Annotated in this window: 18 protein-coding genes and 1 tRNA gene; 16 read left to right on the forward strand and 3 right to left on the reverse strand. The window is 70.7% G+C overall.

The window, feature by feature from the left end; translation table 11 throughout:
* Positions 1 to 35: 35 nt before the first annotated feature.
* Entirely contained in the window at positions 36 to 1376 is a 1341-nt protein-coding gene (gene murA / locus ABZ880_RS34460) for a UDP-N-acetylglucosamine 1-carboxyvinyltransferase (protein WP_361271102.1), read from the reverse strand.
* A 251-nt stretch (positions 1377 to 1627) separates the two neighbouring features.
* On the opposite strand from murA, the gene ABZ880_RS34465 reads away from it, so the two are divergent.
* From ABZ880_RS34465 to ABZ880_RS34515, 11 genes are all read left to right on the forward strand, one after another.
* On the forward strand, positions 1628 to 2200 hold the full coding sequence (locus ABZ880_RS34465; protein WP_361271104.1) for a YqgE/AlgH family protein: 573 nt from the start codon (positions 1628 to 1630) through the stop codon (positions 2198 to 2200).
* A gap of 30 nt (positions 2201 to 2230) precedes the next feature.
* Positions 2231 to 2518, forward strand: a complete 288-nt coding sequence (locus ABZ880_RS34470; protein WP_361271106.1) for a DUF3039 domain-containing protein — start codon at positions 2231 to 2233, stop codon at positions 2516 to 2518.
* 214 nt (positions 2519 to 2732) lie between these two features.
* Positions 2733 to 4028: an extracellular solute-binding protein gene (locus tag ABZ880_RS34475; RefSeq protein WP_361271108.1), complete on the forward strand. Its 1296-nt coding sequence runs from the start codon at positions 2733 to 2735 to the stop codon at positions 4026 to 4028.
* A gap of 4 nt (positions 4029 to 4032) precedes the next feature.
* Entirely contained in the window at positions 4033 to 4920 is an 888-nt protein-coding gene (locus ABZ880_RS34480) for a sugar ABC transporter permease (RefSeq protein WP_361271110.1), read from the forward strand.
* Positions 4917 to 5765 carry a carbohydrate ABC transporter permease gene (locus tag ABZ880_RS34485; RefSeq protein ID WP_361271112.1) on the forward strand — a complete coding sequence of 283 codons (849 nt, stop codon included), beginning with the start codon at positions 4917 to 4919 and terminating at the stop codon, positions 5763 to 5765. Before ABZ880_RS34480 ends, ABZ880_RS34485 begins: the two co-directional genes overlap by 4 nt.
* A gap of 1 nt (position 5766) precedes the next feature.
* Positions 5767 to 7392 carry a beta-N-acetylhexosaminidase gene (locus tag ABZ880_RS34490; RefSeq protein WP_361271114.1) on the forward strand — a complete coding sequence of 542 codons (1626 nt, stop codon included), beginning with the start codon at positions 5767 to 5769 and terminating at the stop codon, positions 7390 to 7392.
* 246 nt (positions 7393 to 7638) lie between these two features.
* Complete coding sequence (locus ABZ880_RS34495; RefSeq protein WP_361271117.1) at positions 7639 to 8532, forward strand: FAD binding domain-containing protein; 894 nt, start codon at positions 7639 to 7641, stop codon at positions 8530 to 8532.
* Complete coding sequence (locus ABZ880_RS34500) at positions 8529 to 10061, forward strand: 2Fe-2S iron-sulfur cluster-binding protein (RefSeq protein ID WP_361271119.1); 1533 nt, start codon at positions 8529 to 8531, stop codon at positions 10059 to 10061. Before ABZ880_RS34495 ends, ABZ880_RS34500 begins: the two co-directional genes overlap by 4 nt.
* On the forward strand, positions 10058 to 12367 hold the full coding sequence (locus ABZ880_RS34505; protein WP_361271122.1) for a molybdopterin cofactor-binding domain-containing protein: 2310 nt from the start codon (positions 10058 to 10060) through the stop codon (positions 12365 to 12367). The genes ABZ880_RS34500 and ABZ880_RS34505 overlap by 4 nt, the downstream gene beginning before the upstream one ends.
* Positions 12368 to 12437: 70 nt before the next feature.
* Entirely contained in the window at positions 12438 to 12974 is a 537-nt protein-coding gene (locus ABZ880_RS34510; protein ID WP_361271125.1) for an AAA family ATPase, read from the forward strand.
* A 172-nt stretch (positions 12975 to 13146) separates the two neighbouring features.
* Positions 13147 to 14307 (forward strand): SUKH-4 family immunity protein, encoded by a 1161-nt coding sequence (locus ABZ880_RS34515; protein WP_361271128.1) that lies wholly within the window; start codon positions 13147 to 13149, stop codon positions 14305 to 14307.
* Between the two features lie 57 nt (positions 14308 to 14364).
* On the opposite strand, the gene ABZ880_RS34520 is transcribed toward ABZ880_RS34515, so the two are convergent.
* The gene (locus tag ABZ880_RS34520) at positions 14365 to 14592 is read right to left on the reverse strand and encodes a hypothetical protein (RefSeq protein ID WP_361271130.1); all 228 of its coding nucleotides are present in this window, start codon (positions 14590 to 14592) and stop codon (positions 14365 to 14367) included.
* A gap of 235 nt (positions 14593 to 14827) precedes the next feature.
* A tRNA-Cys gene (locus tag ABZ880_RS34525) sits at positions 14828 to 14899 on the reverse strand.
* 378 nt (positions 14900 to 15277) lie between these two features.
* Here ABZ880_RS34525 and ABZ880_RS34530 point away from each other — a divergent pair.
* The 5 genes from ABZ880_RS34530 (at position 15278) to ABZ880_RS34550 (ending at position 20253) form a co-directional block, all read left to right on the forward strand.
* Positions 15278 to 16717 (forward strand): MFS transporter, encoded by a 1440-nt coding sequence (locus tag ABZ880_RS34530; RefSeq protein ID WP_361271133.1) that lies wholly within the window; start codon positions 15278 to 15280, stop codon positions 16715 to 16717.
* A gap of 49 nt (positions 16718 to 16766) precedes the next feature.
* Positions 16767 to 16967: a hypothetical protein gene (locus ABZ880_RS34535; RefSeq protein ID WP_361271136.1), complete on the forward strand. Its 201-nt coding sequence runs from the start codon at positions 16767 to 16769 to the stop codon at positions 16965 to 16967.
* Complete coding sequence (locus tag ABZ880_RS34540) at positions 16964 to 17338, forward strand: type II toxin-antitoxin system death-on-curing family toxin (RefSeq protein WP_361271139.1); 375 nt, start codon at positions 16964 to 16966, stop codon at positions 17336 to 17338. Before ABZ880_RS34535 ends, ABZ880_RS34540 begins: the two co-directional genes overlap by 4 nt.
* 179 nt (positions 17339 to 17517) lie before the next feature.
* Complete coding sequence (locus ABZ880_RS34545; protein WP_361271142.1) at positions 17518 to 19311, forward strand: DEAD/DEAH box helicase; 1794 nt, start codon at positions 17518 to 17520, stop codon at positions 19309 to 19311.
* A 300-nt stretch (positions 19312 to 19611) separates the two neighbouring features.
* Positions 19612 to 20253 carry a helix-turn-helix domain-containing protein gene (locus tag ABZ880_RS34550; protein WP_361271144.1) on the forward strand — a complete coding sequence of 214 codons (642 nt, stop codon included), beginning with the start codon at positions 19612 to 19614 and terminating at the stop codon, positions 20251 to 20253.
* Positions 20254 to 20495: the final 242 nt, after the last annotated feature.

A 20495-nucleotide genomic window follows, 5' to 3' on the forward strand; every position in this document is an offset into this window, starting at 1 on the left:
CGGTGTTGCCCTGGGCCGAAGCCAGGGGGCAGAGGTCAGCCGAGCGCTTTGCCCGGCAGTTCGACCTTGGCCCCGAGCTCCATGAGCTTCTCCATGAAGTTCTCGTAGCCGCGGTTGATGAGGTCGATGCCGTGGACGCGGGACGTGCCCTGGGCCGCCAGCGCGGCGATCAGGTACGAGAAGCCGCCGCGGAGGTCGGGGATGACCAGGTCGGCGCCCTGGAGCTTCGTCGGGCCCGACACGACGGCCGAGTGGAGGAAGTTGCGCTGGCCGAAGCGGCAGTCCGAGCCGCCCAGGCACTCGCGGTACAGCTGGATGTGAGCACCCATCTGGTTCAGCGCGGAGGTGAAGCCGAGGCGGGACTCGTAGACCGTCTCGTGGATGATCGACAGGCCCGTGGCCTGCGTCAGGGCGACGACGAGCGGCTGCTGCCAGTCCGTCTGGAAGCCCGGGTGCACGTCCGTCTCGAGCGCGATGGACTTCAACTGGCCGCCGGGGTGCCAGAAACGGATGCCCTGGTCGTCGATCTCGAAGGCACCGCCCACCTTCCGGTAGGTGTTCAGGAACGTCATCATCGAGCGCTGCTGGGCGCCGCGGACGTAGATGTTGCCTTCGGTCGCCAGCGCGGCGGACGCCCAGGAGGCGGCCTCCAGACGGTCCGGCAGGGCGCGGTGGTTGTAGCCGCCGAGGCTGTCCACACCGGTGATGCGGATGGTGCGGTCGGTGTCCATCGCGATGATGGCGCCCATCTTCTGCAGGACGCAGATCAGGTCCTCGATCTCCGGCTCGACGGCCGCGTTCGAGAGTTCCGTGACGCCCTCCGCCAACACCGCGGTCAGCAGCACCTGCTCGGTCGCGCCGACGGACGGGTACGGCAGCCGGATCTTCGTGCCGCGCAGCCGCTGCGGCGCCTCCAGGTACTGCCCGTCCGCGCGCTTCTCGATCCGCGCGCCGAACTGCCGCAGCACCTCGAAGTGGAAGTCGATGGGCCGGCCGCCGATGTCGCAGCCGCCGAGACCCGGGATGAAGGCATGCCCGAGGCGGTGCAGCAGCGGGCCGCAGAACAGGATCGGGATACGGCTGGAACCCGCGTGCGCGTCGATGTCCGCGACGTTCGCGCTCTCGACGTGCGAGGGGTCCATCACCAGCTCGCCCGGCTCCTCACCCGGACGGACCGTCACCCCGTGCAGCTGCAGCAGGCCGCGTACGACACGGACGTCCCGGATGTCCGGAACGTTGCGCAGTCGACTCGGTTCACTGCCCAGCAGGGCGGCGACCATGGCCTTCGGTACGAGGTTCTTCGCACCGCGGACACGGATCTCGCCCTCCAGCGGGGTTCCGCCGTGGACAAGCAGGACATCGTCGTTGACGGTCATGTATCTCGCGTTCCGATGAGTGGGGCAGGGCCAGAAGGGAAAGGGTAATCGCCGCCCACCCCCCTTCAGTAAGCCCAAGGACCGCCCAGGTACGTCATAGCTGTGTCACAACACGAACCGTTCCCTAACGGGCACATGGGGTCACCGTCGCCGTCGGGCGCCCCGCGCGCCTCATTCGGGCCTGAGCTGCAATCACCCGCGAACCCCCATTGCCTCCCCACACGAAGGCAAGATGCGGGATCATGTCTGGCATGACCGAGGTGTCCTCGCTCACAGGGCGGTTGCTCGTGGCAACGCCCGCCCTGGCGGACCCGAACTTCGACCGTGCGGTGGTGCTCCTTCTCGACCACGACGAGGAGGGCTCCCTCGGTGTCGTCCTCAACCGTCCGACCCCGGTGGACGTCGGCGACATCCTGGAGGGCTGGGCGGACCTCGCGGGCGAACCCGGCGTCGTCTTCCAGGGCGGCCCGGTGTCCCTGGACTCGGCCCTGGGGGTCGCCGTCATCCCGGGCGGCGCGACCCTCGACGCGGCACCGCTGGGCTGGCGAAGAGTGCACGGCGCGATCGGTCTGGTCGACCTGGAAGCCCCGCCCGAGCTGCTCGCCTCGGCCCTCGGCAGCCTCAGGATCTTCGCCGGATACGCCGGCTGGGGCCCCGGCCAGCTGGAGGACGAGCTGGTCGAGGGCGCCTGGTACGTCGTCGAGTCGGAGCCCGGCGACGTGTCCTCGCCGTCGCCGGAAAGACTCTGGCGCGAGGTCCTGCGCCGTCAGCGCAACGAGCTCGCGATGGTGGCCACGTATCCGGACGACCCTTCGCTCAACTGATGCGTGTGAGCTTCAGTACCCTTGGAATTTATGAGCACTCTTGAGCCCGAGCGCGGGACTGGTACGGGGACCCTCGTAGAGCCGACGCCACAGGTGTCCCACGGCGACGGCGACCACGAGCGCTTCGCCCACTACGTCCAGAAGGACAAGATCATGGCGAGCGCCCTCGACGGGACCCCCGTCGTGGCGCTGTGCGGCAAGGTGTGGGTACCGGGCCGCGACCCGAAGAAGTACCCCGTCTGTCCCATGTGCAAGGAGATCTACGACTCCATGGGCGCCGGCGGCGGCGACAAGGGCAAGGACGGCGACAAGAAGTAGCCCTGTCCGCAGTCTGAGTTCCGCGAGGCCCTCGGGGCGCGTTTCGGCGCGCTCCGAGGGCCTTTGTGTTGTTTGCCGTTGCATGGGGTGCGTCGGCCGGTCACGAAGTGGTTGAGACCTCTTGTGGACATGTTCATGTAGTCCCTAGGCTCCGACGCGTTGTACAGAGCGAAACCGCCATTGCATATGTTGCAACGCACGGAGGAACTCCCCCATGAAGCTCCCCTCCCGACTCGCCGTACTTCTCGCGGCGGCCGCCGTCGTCACCGCCTGCGCCCCCCAGACCTCCTCCAACTCCTCCTCCGAGAAGGACGAGAAGAGCGGCACTCTGCGGGTCTGGCTCTTCCAGGAGGTCGGCAACAAGCCGAAGGAGAAGGTCGTCGACTCGGTCGTCGTCGCCTTCGAGAAGGCCCACAAGGGCACCAAGGTCGACGTCGAGTACATCCCGATCGACACCCGCGCCCAGCGTGTCAAGGCCGCCTTCAACGACCCGAAGTCCGCGCCCGACGTCATGGAGTACGGCAACACCGACACCGCCGGCTATGTGAAGGACGGCGGACTCCTCGACGTCACCAAGGAGTTCGGCGCCTGGAGCGAGACCAAGGACACCGACCCCACGGCCAAGCAGTCGGTCACCGTCGACGGCAAGATCTACGGCTCTCCCTTCTACGTCGGCGTCCGCGCTCTGTACTACCGGACGGACGTGTTCAAGGAGCTGGGCCTCCAACCGCCGAAGACCATGGACGAGTTGGCGTCCACGGCCCGCAGGATCCGGGCCGCGAAACCCGACCTGTACGGGCTCGTCGTGGGCGGTGCGTACACGTACGGCGCGATGCCGTTCGTGTGGGCCAACGGGGGTGAACTGGCCACCGGGAAGGGCGGCTCGTACGCCTCAGCCATCGACTCCACGGCGGCCCGGAAGGGCATCAAGGCGTACACCTCGCTGTTCGGCGACGACAACTGCCCGGCCGCCAAATGCGCGGGCATGGGCGGCAACGACACGATCACCGCGTTCGCGGCCGGCAAGGCGGGCATGGCGATCGGCGGCGACTTCAGCCACACGGCGGTCGAGGCCGGGAAGGTGAAGGGCGAGTACGCGGTCGTACCGCTGCCGGGGGTCACGTCCGGCTCGATCGCTCCCGCTTTCGCGGGCGGCAACAACATCGGCGTCCTCAAGAGCACGTCGCATCGCACGCTCGCCGTCGATCTGATGGAACAGCTCACCTCGAAGAAGACACAGGCCTCGATGTTCGGTGCGATGGGCTTCCTGCCGACGTTCGCGGACGTACGGCAACAGGCGGCCGCGAAGGCGCCGTACGTGAAGCCCTTCGCGCAGACCCTGGCCGCCGGTACCAAGTTCGTGCCGGCCTCGCCCGCGTGGTCGCAGATCGACTCCCAGCTGGTGCTGCCGACGATGCTGCAGGAGGTCATCAGCGGCAAGCAGGACGTCGCCGCTGCTTCGAAGGAAGCGGCGAAGAAGATGAACGACGCGTTCGGCTCCGTGGGTTGAGCCCGTGAACCTGCGCACCAACCTTCGCCCGACCCCCTGGCTCTATCTTGCCCCGGCCCTCGTCGTCCTCGGCGGGCTGCTCGTCTATCCGATCTACCAGCTTGGGCTGATCTCGTTCTTCCAGTACACGCAGGCCCAGGTCAGCGGGGGCGAGCCGACCAGTTTCAAGGGGTTCGGCAACTACTCGGCGCTGTTCTCCGACGGCGAGTTCTGGCAGGTGCTGCTGGCCACCGTGCTGTTCGCGGCGGCCTGTGTCGTGTCGACCCTCGCCGTCGGATGTGCGCTCGCCGTACTGCTCACGCGCGTGCGTGCCCTGCCGCGGCTGGTGCTGATGCTGGCCGCGCTGGGGGCATGGGCGACGCCGGCGGTCACTGGGTCCACGGTCTGGCTGTTCCTCTTCGACCCGGACTTCGGGCCGGTGAACCGGACCCTGGGGCTGGGCGACTACTCGTGGACGTACGGCCGCTTCAGCGCCTTCTTCCTCGTGCTGCTCGAAGTGGTCTGGTGCTCCTTCCCGTTCGTGATGGTCACGGTGTACGCCGGCATCCGCGCCGTACCGGGTGAAGTGCTGGAGGCCGCCGCGCTGGACGGCGCCTCGCAGTGGCGCATCTGGCGGTCCGTGCTCGCGCCGATGCTGCGGCCGATCCTGACCGTCGTCACCATCCAGTCGGTCATCTGGGACTTCAAGGTCTTCACGCAGATCTACGTCATGACGAACGGCGGCGGCATCGCGGGCCAGAACCTGGTCCTCAACGTCTACGCCTACCAGCAGGCGTTCGCGTCCTCGCAGTACAGCCTCGGCTCGGCGATCGGCATCGTGATGCTGCTGATCCTGCTCGCCGTGACGCTGGTGTATCTGCGGCTCTTGCGCCGGCAGGGGGAAGAGCTGTGAATCTTCTTCCACGCGTGCGTGTGCAGCGTCCGTGGCGGCTGGCGGCGGAGGCCTCGGCCCTGCTGGTCGCCGTGGTCGTCGCCTTCCCTCTGTACTGGATGGTGCTGAGCGCCTTCAAACCGTCCGGCGAGATCGAGTCGGCGCATCCCAGACCGTGGACTTCCGCGCCCTCGCTGGATTCCTTCCGGCGGGTGTTCGAGCAGCAGGATTTCGGTCGGTATTTCGTCAACAGCCTTGTCGTGGCGGGTAGTGTCGTCATCGTCTCGGCACTGATCGCGTTTCTCGCGGCGACCGCCGTGACGCGATTCCGCTTCCGCTTCCGGACCACCCTGCTGATCATGTTTCTGGTGGCTCAGATGGTGCCCGTGGAGGCGCTCACGATCCCCTTGTTCTTCCTCATGCGGGACTTCGGTCTGCTGAACACACTGGGCTCGCTGATCCTGCCGCACATCGCCTTCTCGCTGCCGTTCGCGATCTGGATGCTGCGGGGGTTTGTGAAGGCGGTCCCGGAGGCTCTGGAGGAGGCCGCGTACATCGACGGGGCGAGCCGGGCGCGATTCCTGTGGCGGATTCTGTTCCCGCTCGTGTTCCCGGGGTTGGTGGCCACGAGCGTGTTTTCCTTCATCTCGGCCTGGAACGACTTCCTGTTCGCCAAGTCCTTCATCATCAGCGACACATCGCAGTCGACCCTGCCGATGGCGTTGCTGGTGTTCTTCAAGCCGGACGAGCCGGACTGGGGAGGCGTGATGGCGGCCTCCACGGTGATGACGATTCCGGTGCTGGTGTTCTTCGTACTGGTGCAGCGACGACTGGTCTCCGGCCTCGGCGGAGCGGTAAAGGACTGACGTGACCGATCTGATTCCGGCACCCCGCCGCGTTGTCGCCGGCTCCGGCGAGGTGCGGCTGACGGCGCACTCCCGGCTCCACGCCGGCACGAGGACGGAGGGCGTCGGCCACTGGCTGCGCACCGTCCTGTGGCAGGCCACCGGCCTGCCGCTGCGTGAGGGGCGGGAACTCGACGACACCGACACCGACGGCATCGGGCTCCGGCTCGATCCCGGACTCGGCCCCGAGGAGTACCGCCTCGTCAGCGACTCGTCCGGCGTCCTCATCGAGGGCGGCAGCGCGGCCGGTGTCTTCTGGGGCGCCCAGACGCTGCGGCAGCTCCTCGGCCGCGACGCGTACCGAAAGGCTCCCCTCGGCCGCGACCGCACGTGGGCCGTACCGCACGTCACGATCGAGGATGCCCCCCGCTTCCGCTGGCGCGGCCTCATGCTCGACGTCGCCCGGCACTTCACGCCCAAGGAAGGCGTCCTGCGCCACCTCGACGTGATGGCCGCGCACAAACTCAACGTCTTCCACTTCCACTTGACGGACGACCAGGGCTGGCGCGTCGAGATCAAGAGGTACCCCCGGCTCACCGAGGTCGGCTCATGGCGGGCGCGCACGAAATTCGGCCACCGGGCCTCACCGCTGTGGGAGGAGAAGCCGCACGGTGGCTTCTACACCCAGGACGACATCCGGGAGATCGTCGCCTACGCCGCCGAGCGGCATATCGCCGTCGTACCGGAAATCGACGTACCGGGACACTCGCAGGCCGCCATCGCGGCGTACCCGGAACTCGGCAACACCGACGTCATCGACACGGCTTCCCTCTCCGTCTGGGACAACTGGGGGATCTCCGCCAACGTACTCGCCCCCACTGACAACACCCTGCGCTTCTACGAGGGGGTGTTCGAGGAACTCCTCGACCTGTTCCCGTCGGACTTCATTCACGTCGGCGGTGACGAATGCCTCAAGGACCAGTGGCGTCAGTCGCCGACCGCACAGGCCCGCATCGGGGAACTCGGCCTCGTGGACGAGGACGGGTTGCAGGCGTGGTTCATCGGACACTTCGACAAGTGGCTTGCCGCGCGCGGGCGCAGGCTCATCGGCTGGGACGAGATCCTCGAGGGCGGCCTCGCCGAGGGCGCGGCCGTGTCCTCGTGGCGCGGTTACGCGGGCGGCATCGCGGCCGCCCGGGCCGGTCACGACGTCGTCATGTGCCCCGAGCAGCAGGTCTACCTGGACCACCGCCAGGCCGCCGGCGAGGACGAACCGGTTCCCATCGGCTACGTCCGCACCCTGGAGGACGTCTACCGCTTCGAGCCCGTTCCACCGGAGTTGACCCCCGAGGAGGCCGGCCATGTGCTCGGCACCCAGGCCAACGTGTGGACCGAGGTGATGGAGGACGCCGCGCGCGTGGACTACCAGACCTACCCGAGGCTCTCGGCCTTCGCCGAGGTGGCCTGGAGTTCCCTGCCGGCCGCGGCGGAACGGGACTTCGCCGGCTTCGAGCGCCGCATGGCCGTCCACTACCGGCGACTTGACGCCCTGGGCGTGGCCTACCGGCCGCCGAGCGGACCGCTGCCGTGGCAGAAGCGCCCCGGTGTGCTCGGGCGCCCGATCGACGGGGCGCCGCCGAACAGGTAGGCGGGCTTCCCGAACAGGCAAGGCAATAACGTCGCAAGCATCACCGAAGAGTGGCAATTCGCGCGCACCGGCGATGCCGTATGAAAACGGACCATCTCGCTGGTGAGGCGGGCGAATGCCGCCTAGTGGACCCTGTTCTTCGGCCCCTGCGAAGATGTGCCAGAGTTGCCACGTCCGCCCTGTCAGCACGTACCGTACGGCAGCAACAGGCGGGACCAGGTGGGGCAGCGGGAAGGGGCAGCCGGTTTGACCACGCACGCACCGCAGGCGGCGCAGGCCGTCACGCTGCCCACGACGCTGGACGAGGCCGTGGCGGCGCTCACCGCCGTGCCCGCCGCCGTGCCGGTGGCCGGCGGCACCGACCTCATGGCCGCCGTCAACTCCGGGCAGCTCAGGCCCGCCGCACTGGTCGGTCTCGGCAGGATCAGCGAGATCCGTGGCTGGCAGTACCAGGACGGACACGCGCTGCTCGGCGCGGGACTCACACACGCGCGCATGGGTCGCCCCGACTTCGCGGCCCTCATCCCGGCGCTCGCCGCCGCCGCGCGCGCCGCGGGCCCGCCGCAGATCCGCAACGCGGGCACCCTGGGCGGCAACATCGCCTCGGCCGCCCCCACGGGGGACGCGCTGCCGGTGCTGGCCGCCCTGGAGGCGACACTGATCATCGCGGGCCCGGGCGGAGCCCGCCGGGAGATCCCGGTGTCGCACCTGCTGGCCTCCGTGGAGATGCTGCGGGGCGGCGAACTCATCGGGTACGTGCGCGTGCCGCTGCTGCACGCGCCGCAGGTCTTCCTGAAGGCGACCGGCCGGACCGGCCCGGGCCGGGCGGTCGCCTCCGTGGCCCTGGTCCTCGACCCCGCCCGGCGCGGGGTCAGGTGCGCCGTCGGTGCCATAGCGCCGATGCCGCTGAGGCCCCTGGACGCCGAGCAGTGGGTCGCCCGGCTCATCGACTGGGACAACGGCCGTGCGATCGTCCCGGAGGCGCTGACCGCCTTCGGGGAGTACGTCGCAGCCGCCTGCATCCCCGACCCGGTCCCCGAGGCCGACGGCTCCGTACCGCAGCTTCCGCCCGCCGTACTGCACCTGCGGCGCACCGTCGCCGCGCTGGCCCGACGAGCACTGGGGAGGGCGCTGTCGTGACCGACGACCAGCACGGAGAGGGCATGCCCCAGGGCGGCGGCCGCTGGGACCCGCTGCCCCACGGCGACTACGACGACGGCGCGACCGCCTTCGTGAAACTCCCCGAAGGGGGCATCGAAGCCCTCCTGGCCTCGGACAGCCCGCTCGCCGCACCCGGCCACGGCTATGTGCCGCCGCAGATAACGGTCAATCCCGCCACGGGCGCGGGAGCCGACCCGGAGTCGACCGGCAGCTGGGCGGTGCCCGCCGACGGCGCCCAGTGGCCCGACCCGAACGCCCTGCCGCAGGACAACGGCGGCGACCGGTTCACGTACAACCCCGCGACCACGCAGCAGTGGAACTTCGAGGAGAGGGCGGCCACGGAGTCCGCGCCCGCGCCCGGTCACGACGTGACCGGGCAGTGGTCGATTCCCGTCGCCGGAGGTGACCTTCCGGACGAATCGGGCGAGTTCACCACTTCGTCCCTGGTCCAGCAGTGGGGCGGCACGCCTCCGGCGACCCTTCCGGGCGGCGCGCCGGCCCCGTGGGCCACGGAGCCGGCGGGGCAGCCGTGGGGCGAGCCGCAGACCGAGGAGCCGACGTCACCCGGCGATGCCTCCGGGCACGAGGGCGAGCCGCCGACGGAACCCGCCCCGGTCGCCTCACGGCGGCCTCACGGGCCCCGTGGGACCGCCGAGGCGCCCGAGGGTGCCGACGGGGCCGTAGAGGCGCCCGAGGGGCCCGTGGAGGCGCTCGCGGAGCCCGCGGTGGACGCAGGGCCGGACGGTGCCGGTCCAACCACCTCCGAAGTGCCCGACGTTTCGGACGTTTCGCTCGACGCGGAGCCCTCCGAGGGCTCGGACACGGACGACGACGAACGCCCGTCGCTCCCGGGCGAGGAACACCCCCTCGCCTCCTACGTCCTGCGCGTCAACGGCGTGGACCGCCCGGTCTCCGACGCCTGGATCGGCGAGTCGCTCCTGTACGTGCTGCGCGAGCGGCTCGGGCTCGCGGGCGCCAAGGACGGCTGCTCGCAGGGCGAGTGCGGAGCCTGCAACGTCCAGGTCGACGGACGGCTCGTCGCCTCCTGCCTGGTGCCGGCCGTGACCGCCGCGGGCAGCGAGGTCCGTACGGTCGAGGGCCTGGCCGTCGACGGGCAGCCCTCGGACGTGCAGCGCGCCCTCGCCAGGTGCGGCGCGGTGCAGTGCGGCTTCTGCGTGCCCGGCATGGCGATGACCGTGCACGACCTGCTGGAGGGCAACCCGGCGCCGACCGAGCTGGAGACCCGCCAGGCCCTGTGCGGCAACCTGTGCCGCTGCTCCGGCTACCGGGGTGTCGTGGAGGCCGTGCAGGAGGTCGTCGCCGAGCGCGAGGCGCACTCCGCGGGCGACGCTTCCGAACAGGACGGCGACGGGGCACGTATCCCTCACCAGGCGGGCCCGGGAGCCGGCGGAGTCAACCCGTCGGCGTTCGAGTCACCCGGGGCCATGAACCCGGGGCCCACGGGACCGCATGACCAGGCGTACGGCCAGGACGGAGGCCAGGCGTGAGCAACGAAGCCGCCACCGCGACCACCGCCGCGGAGGCAGCACCCGCCCCCGAGTCACTGCCGCACGGCCTCGGCGCCCCGCTGCCGGCCGCCGACGCCCGCGCCAAGACCGAGGGCACGTTCCCGTACGCGGCCGACCTGTGGGCCGAGGGCCTGCTGTGGGCCGCCGTCCTGCGCTCCCCGCACCCGCACGCGCGCATTGTGTCGATCGACACATCCCACGCGCGCGAGATGCCCGGCGTACGGGCCGTCGTCACGCACGAGGACGTCCCGGGCACCGCCCGTTACGGCCGTGGCACCGCCGACCGCCCGGTGTTCGCCTCCGAGATCGTGCGCCACCACGGCGAGCCCATCGCCGCGGTCGCCGCCGACCACCCCGACACCGCGCGCATGGCCGCCGCGGCGATCATGGTCGAGTACGAAGTGCTCGACCCGGTGACCGACCCGGAGCAGGCCTTCGAGGCCGAACCGCTGCACCCCGACGGCAACTTGATCCGGCACATCCCGCTGCGCCACGGCGACCCGGACGCGGTCGGCGACATCGTCGTCGAGGGCCAGTACCGCATCGGCCGCCAGGACCCGGCCCCCATCGGCGCCGAGGCCGGCCTCGCCGTGCCGCGGCCCGACGGCGGCGTCGAGCTGTACCTGGCCTCCACCGACCCGCACACCGACCGCGACACGGCGGCCGCCTGCTACGGCCTGGAACCCGAGCGCGTCAAGGTCGTCGTCACCGGCGTGCCCGGCGCGACGGCCGACCGCGAGGACCAAGGCTTCCAACTGCCGCTGGGCCTGCTGGCGTTGAAGACCGGCTGCCCGGTCAAGCTCACCGCAACGCGCGAAGAGTCCTTCCTGGGCCACACCCACCGGCATCCCACCTTGCTGCGCTACCGCCACCACGCCGACGCCGACGGCAAGTTGGTGAAGGTCGAGGCGCAGATCCTGCTCGACGCGGGCGCGTACGCCGAGACGTCCTCCGAGGCCCTGGCCGCCGCCGTGGCGTTCGCCTGCGGCCCGTACGTCGTCCCGAACGCCTTCATCGAGGGCTGGGCCGTACGCACCAACAACCCGCCCTCCGGCCATGTGCGCGGCGAGGGCGCGATGCAGGTCTGCGCGGCCTACGAGGCGCAGATGGACAAGCTTGCGAAGAAGCTGGGCATCGACCCGGCGGAACTGCGCCTGCGCAACGCCATGGCCACCGGTGACGTACTCCCGACCGGCCAGACGGTGACGTGCCCGGCGCCGGTCGCCGAACTCCTGCAGGCCGTACAGGACTTCCCGCTGCCCGCGCTCCCCAAGGACACCCCCGAGGACGAGTGGCTGCTGCCCGGCGGCCCCGAGGGCGCGGGCGAACCGGGCGCGGTGCGCCGGGGCGTGGGCTACGGCCTGGGCATGGTGCACATGCTCGGCGCCGAGGGTGCCGACGAGGTGTCCACGGCGACCGTGAAGGTCCAGGACGGCGTGGCGACGGTCCTGTGCGCGGCCGTGGAGACCGGCCAGGGCTTCACCACGCTGGCCCGCCAGATCGTCCAGGAGACGCTCGGCATCGAAGAGGTGCACGTCGCGCCCGTCGACACCGACCAGCCCCCGGCCGGCGCGGGCTGCCGCGGCCGCCACACCTGGGTGTCGGGCGGTGCGGTGGAGCGCGCGGCGAAGATGGTCCGCACGCAGCTACTGCAGCCCCTGGCGCACAAGTTCGGCATGTCGACCGAACTGCTCCAGATCACCGACGGCAAGATCACCTCGTACGACGGCGTCCTGTCGACCACCGTCACCGAGGCGATGGACGGCAAGGAGCTGTGGGCGACGGCCCAGTGCCGCCCGCACCCGACCGAGCCGCTCGGCGAGCACGGCCAGGGCGACGCCTTCGTGGGCATGGCCTTCTGCGCGATCCGCGCGGTCGTCGACGTCGACATCGAGCTCGGTTCGGTACGGGTCGTGGAGCTGGCGCTCGCCCAGGACGTCGGCCGCGTGCTCAACCCCACCCAGCTGGCCGCCCGTATCGAGGCGGGCGTCACCCAGGGCGTGGGCATCGCGCTGACGGAAAACCTGCGCACCGCGCGCGGGTTGATCCGCCACCCGGACCTGACGGGTTACGCCCTGCCGACGGCTCTGGACGCGCCCGACATCCGCATCGTCAAGCTCGTCGAGGAGCGCGACGTGGTCGCCCCCTTCGGTGCGAAGGCGGTCAGCGCGGTGCCGGTGGTGACGTCCCCGGCGGCCATCGCCTCCGCCGTACGGGCCGCCACGGGACGCCCCGTGAACCGGCTGCCGATAAGGCCGCAGGCCGCCGTGGTGACGGACCGTTGAGCGTGCGGCAGAGCGGCCCCGAGGACCAGCCGCGGTATGCGGCGGTCGTGCTGGGCGGCGCGTACTTCACGTGAGGGGCGTCGTCGTCATCACGGGTGTGATGGCGTCCGGCAAGTCGACGGTGGCTCAGGCGCTGGCGGAGCGGCTGCCGCGTGCGGCACACGTGCGTGGGGACGTCTTCCGGCGGATGATCGTGTCCGGGCGCGAGGAGTACGTCCCCGGGGGCGAGGGTTCGGACGGCGAGGGCGCGGCCCAACTCCGGCTGAGGTACCGGCTGTCGGCGGCGACGGCGGACGCGTACGCGGAGGCCGGGTTCACCGCGGTCGTGCAGGACGTGGTGCTGGGGGAGGATCTGGCGGCGTACGTCGGACTGGTCCGAACCCGTCCTCTGTACGTCGTCGTGCTGGCGCCGAGTGCCGAGGCCGTGGCGGTGCGGGAGGCCGGGCGGGCGAAGACGGGGTACGGGGCCTGGACGGTGGCGGACCTGGACGGGGCGCTGCGGGCTTCGACGCCGCGCCTCGGGCTGTGGCTGGACAGCTCGGAACTGACCGTGGGGGAGACGGTGGAGGCGATTCTCGCGGGACGGGAACGGGCGAGAGTGTGCTGAGCGTCTACTGATCAGGGGTCGTTGTCAGTGGCGAGGCGTAGTGTTCTGGGCAGTGGGGAACGGCTGCCGAGTCATCCGGCGGCGACCGTGCCATTGGGCTGCGTCCGCTTCGTGCGGCCGGCCGGGCGGGCCCCGCGCGGGGACTTGCGAGCGGGAACATCCGGGGGAAGCAATGAGCACGACCGACGTCGCCACCGTGGCGATCACCTTCACCGAGGATCAACTCGATCCGTACGTGACGCATGCGCCGACCCGGCGCCGGCTGACCGGGCCCGGACTGCCGGGCGACAGCGCCCTGTTGACGTTCGCCGCACTGCGCACGGGCGGGCTGCACACGCTGGCGGAGTCCATGGACGGTGGCCCCGGCCTGGCCGAGGGGCTGCGGGACAGGCTGCTGATAGGGGAGTTGTCGGCCCCTGCGGGCATGCAGGCGGAGTCGCTCCTGCTGGACGGCGGCACCGGCGAGATCAGCACGGCGTACCTGTTCGAGCTGATGGAAGACCGCCCGCTCGCGCCCTCCCTGGAGGCGTTGGTGCGGTTCGCCGCGGTCATCGAGGAACTGGCGGATCTGCGGGGGCAGTTCGCGTCCTTCGCGGGCCGCCACGGCACCAAGGCGGCGGCCGAGGCGTCGCGGCAGCTCCTGGCGCTGTTCGAGGAGGGCACGGACGAGGAGGTTCCGCCGTACTGGAAGGCGGCCGCCCTGATCCGCCCCCTGTCCCTCGCCACGGGTCCCGGCACGGCCGGCGGCCTCACCCTGGACGTCCCGGCCCGCCTGCTGGACGAGGAGTTCGGCCTCGGGCGCGTGGTCCGCTTCGAGGACGTCGACTTCCCGGCCACGCTCACCCACGAGCCGACGCGCCGCTTCCTGCGCGAGACGGGGCTGCCGGAGGACACGGTCCTCTTCCAGCTGGACACGGAGGTCCCGCTCCAGACCCTCTCCGAGTACGCGGCGGACGACCGCCCCGGCACGGCCTCGCCCTTCGAACTCCCCTCCCGGGCCGACCACTTGATACGCCTGGGCCACCTGGTCGAGGACAACAGCCTGGTGGTGGACGGCGCGACGGGCGAGGTCCTGAACTGGAGCGAGCCCGAGGCGAAGCTGTACCCGCTGAACACGGACGTCTCCACCCTCGCCTTCACCCTCTGGCTGCACCACCGCGAGCGGACGATCGACGAGGCCCTGTCCCACGAACTCACCACCCGGGCCTACGACCAACTGGCCGCGACGATGCTCCAGGTCCTCTCCTCGGTCGACCCGACGGCCACCACGACCACCGCCGACTGGCACTACTGGACCCAGGCGTTCCAGGACGAGGCGGGCGGGGTGCTGTGACGTCCCCGCCGGGGGACATCACCGCCCGTCAAGCGCAACCACTTCCGTGGCCGACCCTCAATCGCCCTGCTGCCCGCTCCGCCTTCGCTCCCTGGCCTCCACGAAGAACGCCACCACGAGCGACAGCGAAGTGGCCAGCCACAGCACCTGGCTCCACGACTGACCCATCCAGAAGTGCGAGACCAAAGCGGCGCCGCTGAAGCAGAGCACCACCCAACCCACCCTCACCCAGCGGTGTGCCCGCAGGGCCTGCAACCGCCCGGTCGTTCGCCGTTCATCCTTCATGCCCGACTTCGTACCCCGAAGGGGCGGTTTGCGTTCGAGATCCGCGTCATCTACGCCGCAGCCGACACCGAACGCGACGTCACCCTGGACCGCTCCCTTACGACCGCCCGCCTGACCGTCCACTCCACCCGCGACGGCATGCCGAACCGCCGGTACGTCCACTGAGACGGACGACCGGAAGGGCGGCACCCCTCCGGGGGTACCGCCCTTCCGTTTTGCCTGTTCAGGCAGGCAGAGGCCGTGGCGGGAATTGAACCCACGTACCTCGCTTTGCAGGCGAGTCCCTAAGCCACTCGGGCACACGGCCGGGTCGGGGTGGAGCGCTGGACTCCGTTCCGATCTCGGTGAAACGACCGTACGGCGGGGTGGGGGAGGGGCTCAAGGGAACCGCGGGGGCTGCAATGGGACTGCCACACGGCGTTCATGAAAGGGGCCGGTTGAGCCGCTCGGGCGCGCGGCCGGGTCGGGGTGGAGCCCGCCGGGCTCCGTTCCGAATGCGGTGCAGCGATCGCGCGGTGGGGTGGGAGAGGATCCAAGGAGCCGCGACGGCTGCAACGGGACTGCCTCACAGGCCTTCAGGTCTTCAGGAAGGGGGCGTCCGACATGCGGTGTACGACCAAAGTCCCAGGGTGGTGGCGACTTCGGACAGGGGTCAAACGCCGCTGTGGACCTTACTCTGGCGGGCATGACCGTCCTTGAGCCCCGCGATGCCGTAGTTGTGGATGACAGCCCAGGTGGTAGCGGCAAGGGCGTGCTCGGGCGGGAGTATCGGGCGCTCAGTGTCGGGATCGTGTCCGTCGTGCTGTTGATCGCCTTTGAGGCGACTGCCGTGGGGACGGCGATGCCGGTTGCGGCGCGGGAGTTGGGTGGGGTGTCGTTGTACGCCTTCGCGTTCTCCGGGTACTTCACCACCAGTCTGTTCGGGATGGTTCTCGCCGGGCAGTGGTCGGACCGGCGCGGGCCGCTCGGGGCGTTGACGACCGGGATCGCCGCATTCGGTGCAGGGTTGCTGATCGCAGGGACCGCGGCCTCGATGTGGCTGTTCATTCTTGGGCGGGCCGTGCAGGGGCTCGGTGGAGGGCTGGTCATCGTCGCCCTGTACGTCGTCGTGGGGCGGGCCTATCCGGAGCGGTTGCGGCCGGCGATCATGGCGGCGTTCGCGGCGAGTTGGGTCGTGCCGTCGGTGGTCGGGCCGCTGGCGGCGGGTGCGGTGACCGAACATCTGGGGTGGCGGTGGGTGTTCGTCGGGATTCCGGTGCTTGTCGTGTTTCCGCTGGCGCTCGCCCTGCCGCAGATACGGCGGCGGGCTTCCGGCCCCGTCGACGGTGTTTCCGAGGCCTCCTTCGACCGACGGCGCATTCGGCTCGCCCTCGGGATCTCGCTGGGTGCCGGACTGCTCCAGTACGCCGCCCAGGACCTGCGGCCGCTCTCCCTGCTCCCCGGCCTCGCCGGCGCCGCCCTGCTCGTGCCGTCCGTGCTCGGGCTGCTCCCGCGCGGCACGTACAGGGCGGCGCGCGGGCTGCCGTCGGTCGTGCTGCTGCGCGGGATCGCGGCGGGGTCGTTCATCGCGGCCGAGTCGTTCATTCCGCTGATGCTGGTGACCCAGCGGGGGCTGTCCCCGACGCTGGCAGGTTTCTCGCTGGCGGCCGGCGGCGGGACATGGGCGCTGGCGTCCTGGGTGCAGTCACGGGCGCGGGTGGAGCCGTACCGGGAACGGCTGATGACGCTCGGCATGGTCCTGGTGGCGGCCGCGATCGCCACCGCGCCGAGCGTGCTGATCGACTCCGTGCCCGCCTGGACCGTCGCCGTGGCCTGGGCGTTCGGCTGCTTCGGCATGGGCCTGGTGATCTCCTCCACCAGCGTCCTGCTGCTCCACCTCTCCGCCCCCGAGGAGGCCGGCACCAACTCCGCCGCCCTCCAGATCTCCGACGGCCTGTCCAATGTGCTGCTGTTGGCGGCGGGCGGTGCGGCCTTCGCGGCCCTCGGCGGCGGCACGGTGTCCCACACCGTCGCCCGGGCTTCCGGTACCGGTTCCCACCCGGCCGCCTTCGCCGCCGTGTTCCTGCCGATGGCCGGAGTGGCGCTGGTCGGGGCCTGGGTGACCACGCGGCTGCGGGAACGGTGAGCCGTAAAACGTTCGCGGGTGCGGGGGCGTACCTCCTACGCTCACCGGCATGCCCGAGCCGACCTTTCTTCTGCCGCCCGACCTGAGGCGGGAGCTCGACGACCTCGCCGACGCCACCGGCCGTCTCCCGGAGGACATCGTGCTGGACGCCGTACGACATCGGTTGAGCATCGAGTCGTCGCCGGTGCGTGTCACCGCGGAGCTGCTGGCCCACGCGCATGCCGATCTGCTGAGGAGGCTCGGCGCATGACCCGGCACCTCACCGTCGCGGAGGTCAGGGGGATCGCGCGGATCGCCTTCGGCGGGCGTGACCCCGAGGCCAGGGAGCCCGGGCTGCTCGCCTCGGCCGTGCACCGCCCGCGCGCCCGTATGTTCGGCGAGGCGGCCTACGAGGACCTGTACGAGCAGGCCGCCGCCCTGCTGCACGCCCTCGCGGCCAACCACCCGCTGGTGGACGGCAACAAGCGCACCGCCTGGCTCGCCGCCGCCACCTTCCTCGGCGTCAACGGGGTCGACCTCGAGCACTGCGACCAGGACACCGCGTACGACCTGGTCATCGATGTCGCCTCCGGGGACGTGAGCGACATTCCGGTCATCGCGGGGCGGCTGCGGCAGCTGTGACGTCGATCCCACCCGCCGGTGACCCGGCCTTGTCCGCGCGTTGACCGCGCCGGGCCGCCGGTAGGGTGGCCCGGTTGTCATACGTAGCCGAGCCGCCCAACCCACCCACGGAGACCGTGACTACCGCCCGCCCGTCACCCGCCACCACCCTCAACGGAGGGCCCTCCGGGCCCACACCTATGTCTGCCAGCTCCGCCTCGCACTCCCACCATCTCTCTCCCGCCTTCCCCGGCCGTGCCCCCTGGGGTACCGCCAGCAAGCTGCGTGCCTGGCAGCAGGGGGCGATGGAGAAGTATGTCCAGGAGCAGCCCCGCGACTTCCTCGCCGTCGCCACCCCCGGCGCCGGCAAGACGACCTTCGCGCTGACGCTCGCCTCCTGGCTGCTGCACCACCACGTCGTGCAGCAGGTGACCGTGGTCGCGCCGACCGAGCACCTGAAGAAGCAGTGGGCGGAAGCGGCGGCGCGCATAGGCATCAAGCTCGACCCCGAGTACAGCGCGGGACCGCTCGGCAAGGACTACCAGGGCGTCGCGGTCACCTACGCCGGTGTCGGCGTACGGCCCATGCTGCACCGGAATCGGGTGGAGCAGCGCAAGACGCTCGTCATCCTCGACGAGATCCACCACGCCGGTGACTCGAAGTCCTGGGGCGAGGCGTGCCTGGAGGCCTTCGAGCCCGCCACCCGCCGGCTCGCGCTCACCGGTACGCCCTTCCGGTCCGACACCAACCCCATCCCCTTCGTGACGTACGAGGAAGGGAACGACGGGATCCGGCGGTCCGCGGCCGACTACACCTACGGCTACGGCAACGCGCTCGCCGACCACGTCGTCCGGCCGGTCATCTTCCTGAGCTACAGCGGCAACATGCGCTGGCGCACCAAGGCGGGGGACGAAATCGCCGCCCGGCTCGGCGAACCCATGACCAAGGACGCGATCAGCCAGGCCTGGCGTACGGCGCTCGACCCGCGCGGCGAGTGGATGCCGAGCGTGCTGCGCGCCGCCGACCAGCGGCTGACCGAGGTCAGGAAGGCCATCCCGGACGCCGGCGCCCTCGTCATCGCCTCCGACCAGGACTCGGCGCGGGCGTACGCCAAGCTGATCCGCGAGATCACCGGCAACAAGGCGACCCTCGTCCTGTCCGACGACGCCGGCGCCTCGAAGAGGATCGACGACTTCAGCGAGAGCAACGACCGGTGGATGGTCGCCGTCCGCATGGTGTCCGAGGGCGTCGACGTCCCGCGGCTCGCGGTCGGGGTCTACGCCACCACCATCTCCACGCCCCTCTTCTTCGCCCAGGCCGTCGGCCGTTTCGTGCGGTCCCGTCGCCGCGGCGAGACCGCCTCCGTCTTCCTGCCCACCGTCCCTGACCTCCTCACCTTCGCCAACGAGATGGAGGTCGAGCGCGACCACGCCCTCGACAAGCCGAAGAAGGAGGGCGAGGAGGACCCGTACGCCGAGTCCGAGAAGGAGATGGAGGAGGCGAACAAGGAGCAGGACGAGGACACCGGCGAGCAGGAGCAGTTCTCCTTCGAGGCGCTGGAGTCCGAGGCCGTATTCGACCGGGTGCTCTACGACGGCGCCGAGTTCGGCATGCAGGCCCACCCCGGGAGCGAGGAGGAGCAGGACTACCTCGGCATCCCGGGCCTCCTCGAACCCGAACAGGTCCAACTCCTGCTGCAGAAGCGGCAGGCACGGCAGATCGCGCACAGCCGCAAGAAGCCGGACTCGGAGGCAGACCTGCTGGAGCTGCCGGCCGAGCGGCGGCCCGTCGTCTCGCACAAGGAGATGATGGAGCTGCGCAAGCAGCTCAACACCATGGTCAGTGCCTACGTCCACCAGAGCGGCAAGCCGCACGGTGTCATCCACACCGAACTGCGCCGTACGTGCGGCGGCCCGCCGAGCGCCGAGGCCACCGCCGGGCAGCTGAAGCAGCGGATCGCCAAGGTGCAGGAGTGGGCCACGCGCATGAAGTGACGGCCGTTGTTCGCCGCACCTGTGCACGCCGTACGTATCCGGACAAACGGAGGTACTCCCTCCCCGTATGTGCCCGGATTCTGGACGGAGCCTTCCGCTCAGCGAACCCCCTTCGCTACTGTCCCGCTACGCACACGCCCCGTGGCAGCGCCGCCGCGGAGCGCAGCCGTGAAGCGACGCGGCCCGGCACAGGCCGGGTCGCCGGCCGATCGGCGGCCTCTGTTGCGCGTCAACGACGGGACTCGGTGACGCACCGCCGCGCGGAGGTCGCCGACCTCACCACTTGGAGGAGTGGGCGTCGTGACCGCGGAGACCTCTCAGACGCTCGACCGAGGACTGCGTGTCCTCAAGCTGCTGGCCGATACGGACCACGGGCTGACCGTCACCGAGCTTTCCAACAAACTGGGCGTCAACCGGACCGTTGTGTACCGGTTGCTCGCGACACTCGAACAACACGCGCTCGTACGGCGCGACTTGGGCGGCCGTGCCCGGGTCGGGCTGGGCGTGCTGCGACTGGGACGGCAGGTGCACCCGCTGGTGCGGGAGGCCGCGCTGCCGGCGCTTCGGTCGTTGGCCGAGGACATAGGGGCGACCGCCCATCTGACACTGGTGGACGGGGCCGAGGCCCTCGCCGTCGCCGTCGTGGAGCCGACGTGGACTGACTATCACGTGGCGTACCGGGCCGGGTTCAGGCATCCGCTGGATCGGGGGGCCGCCGGTCGGGCGATTCTTTCCGCGCGGGCCAAGCCGGTCACGGAGCCCGGATACACCTTGACGCACGGGGAGTTGGAGGCGGGGGCCAGTGGGGCCGCGGCGCCGCTTCTCGGGGTTACGGGAGTCGAAGGCAGCGTCGGTGTTGTGATGCTGGCCGATGCGGTGCCCGAGAGGGTTGGGCCGCGGGTTGTGGATGCGGCTCGGGAGGTTGCCGAAGCCCTGCGTTAGCGCTCCGCGGTAGTGGCGGGTCGGCTGCTGTTCGTGGCTGGTTGCGCGGGTTGGCCGACTGCGGGCCGTGCGTGGCTGGTCGCGCAGTTCCCCGCGCCCCTGAAGGGGCCTGCAGCCGACCGCGCTTTAGTCGATCCGCCAAAGCGGGCCCGCCATCTCTGGCCGATTCCCCGACCGCCACCCGCCCGCCCCTCCGCATCATCAAGGGCCATAACAAGCCCGTAGGCGGAGGGAACGGCACG

It is taken from the genome of Streptomyces sp. NPDC047043, assembly GCF_040644055.1.
GTDB lineage: Bacteria > Actinomycetota > Actinomycetes > Streptomycetales > Streptomycetaceae > Streptomyces.

Excerpts from the sequence above, each read along its gene's own strand:
- ABZ880_RS34470 (WP_361271106.1), top strand. The coding sequence starts at position 2,231 with ATGAGCACTCTTGAGCCCGAGCGCGGGACTGGTACGGGGACCCTCGTA.
- ABZ880_RS34475 (WP_361271108.1), top strand. The coding sequence starts at position 2,733 with ATGAAGCTCCCCTCCCGACTCGCCGTACTTCTCGCGGCGGCCGCCGTC.
- ABZ880_RS34465 (WP_361271104.1), top strand. The coding sequence starts at position 1,628 with ATGACCGAGGTGTCCTCGCTCACAGGGCGGTTGCTCGTGGCAACGCCC.
- ABZ880_RS34515 (WP_361271128.1), top strand. The coding sequence starts at position 13,147 with ATGAGCACGACCGACGTCGCCACCGTGGCGATCACCTTCACCGAGGAT.
- ABZ880_RS34535 (WP_361271136.1), top strand. The coding sequence starts at position 16,767 with ATGCCCGAGCCGACCTTTCTTCTGCCGCCCGACCTGAGGCGGGAGCTC.
- ABZ880_RS34520 (WP_361271130.1), bottom strand. The coding sequence starts at position 14,592 with ATGAAGGATGAACGGCGAACGACCGGGCGGTTGCAGGCCCTGCGGGCA.
- ABZ880_RS34530 (WP_361271133.1), top strand. The coding sequence starts at position 15,278 with ATGACCGTCCTTGAGCCCCGCGATGCCGTAGTTGTGGATGACAGCCCA.
- murA (WP_361271102.1), bottom strand. The coding sequence starts at position 1,376 with ATGACCGTCAACGACGATGTCCTGCTTGTCCACGGCGGAACCCCGCTG.
- ABZ880_RS34545 (WP_361271142.1), top strand. The coding sequence starts at position 17,518 with ATGTCTGCCAGCTCCGCCTCGCACTCCCACCATCTCTCTCCCGCCTTC.
- ABZ880_RS34540 (WP_361271139.1), top strand. The coding sequence starts at position 16,964 with ATGACCCGGCACCTCACCGTCGCGGAGGTCAGGGGGATCGCGCGGATC.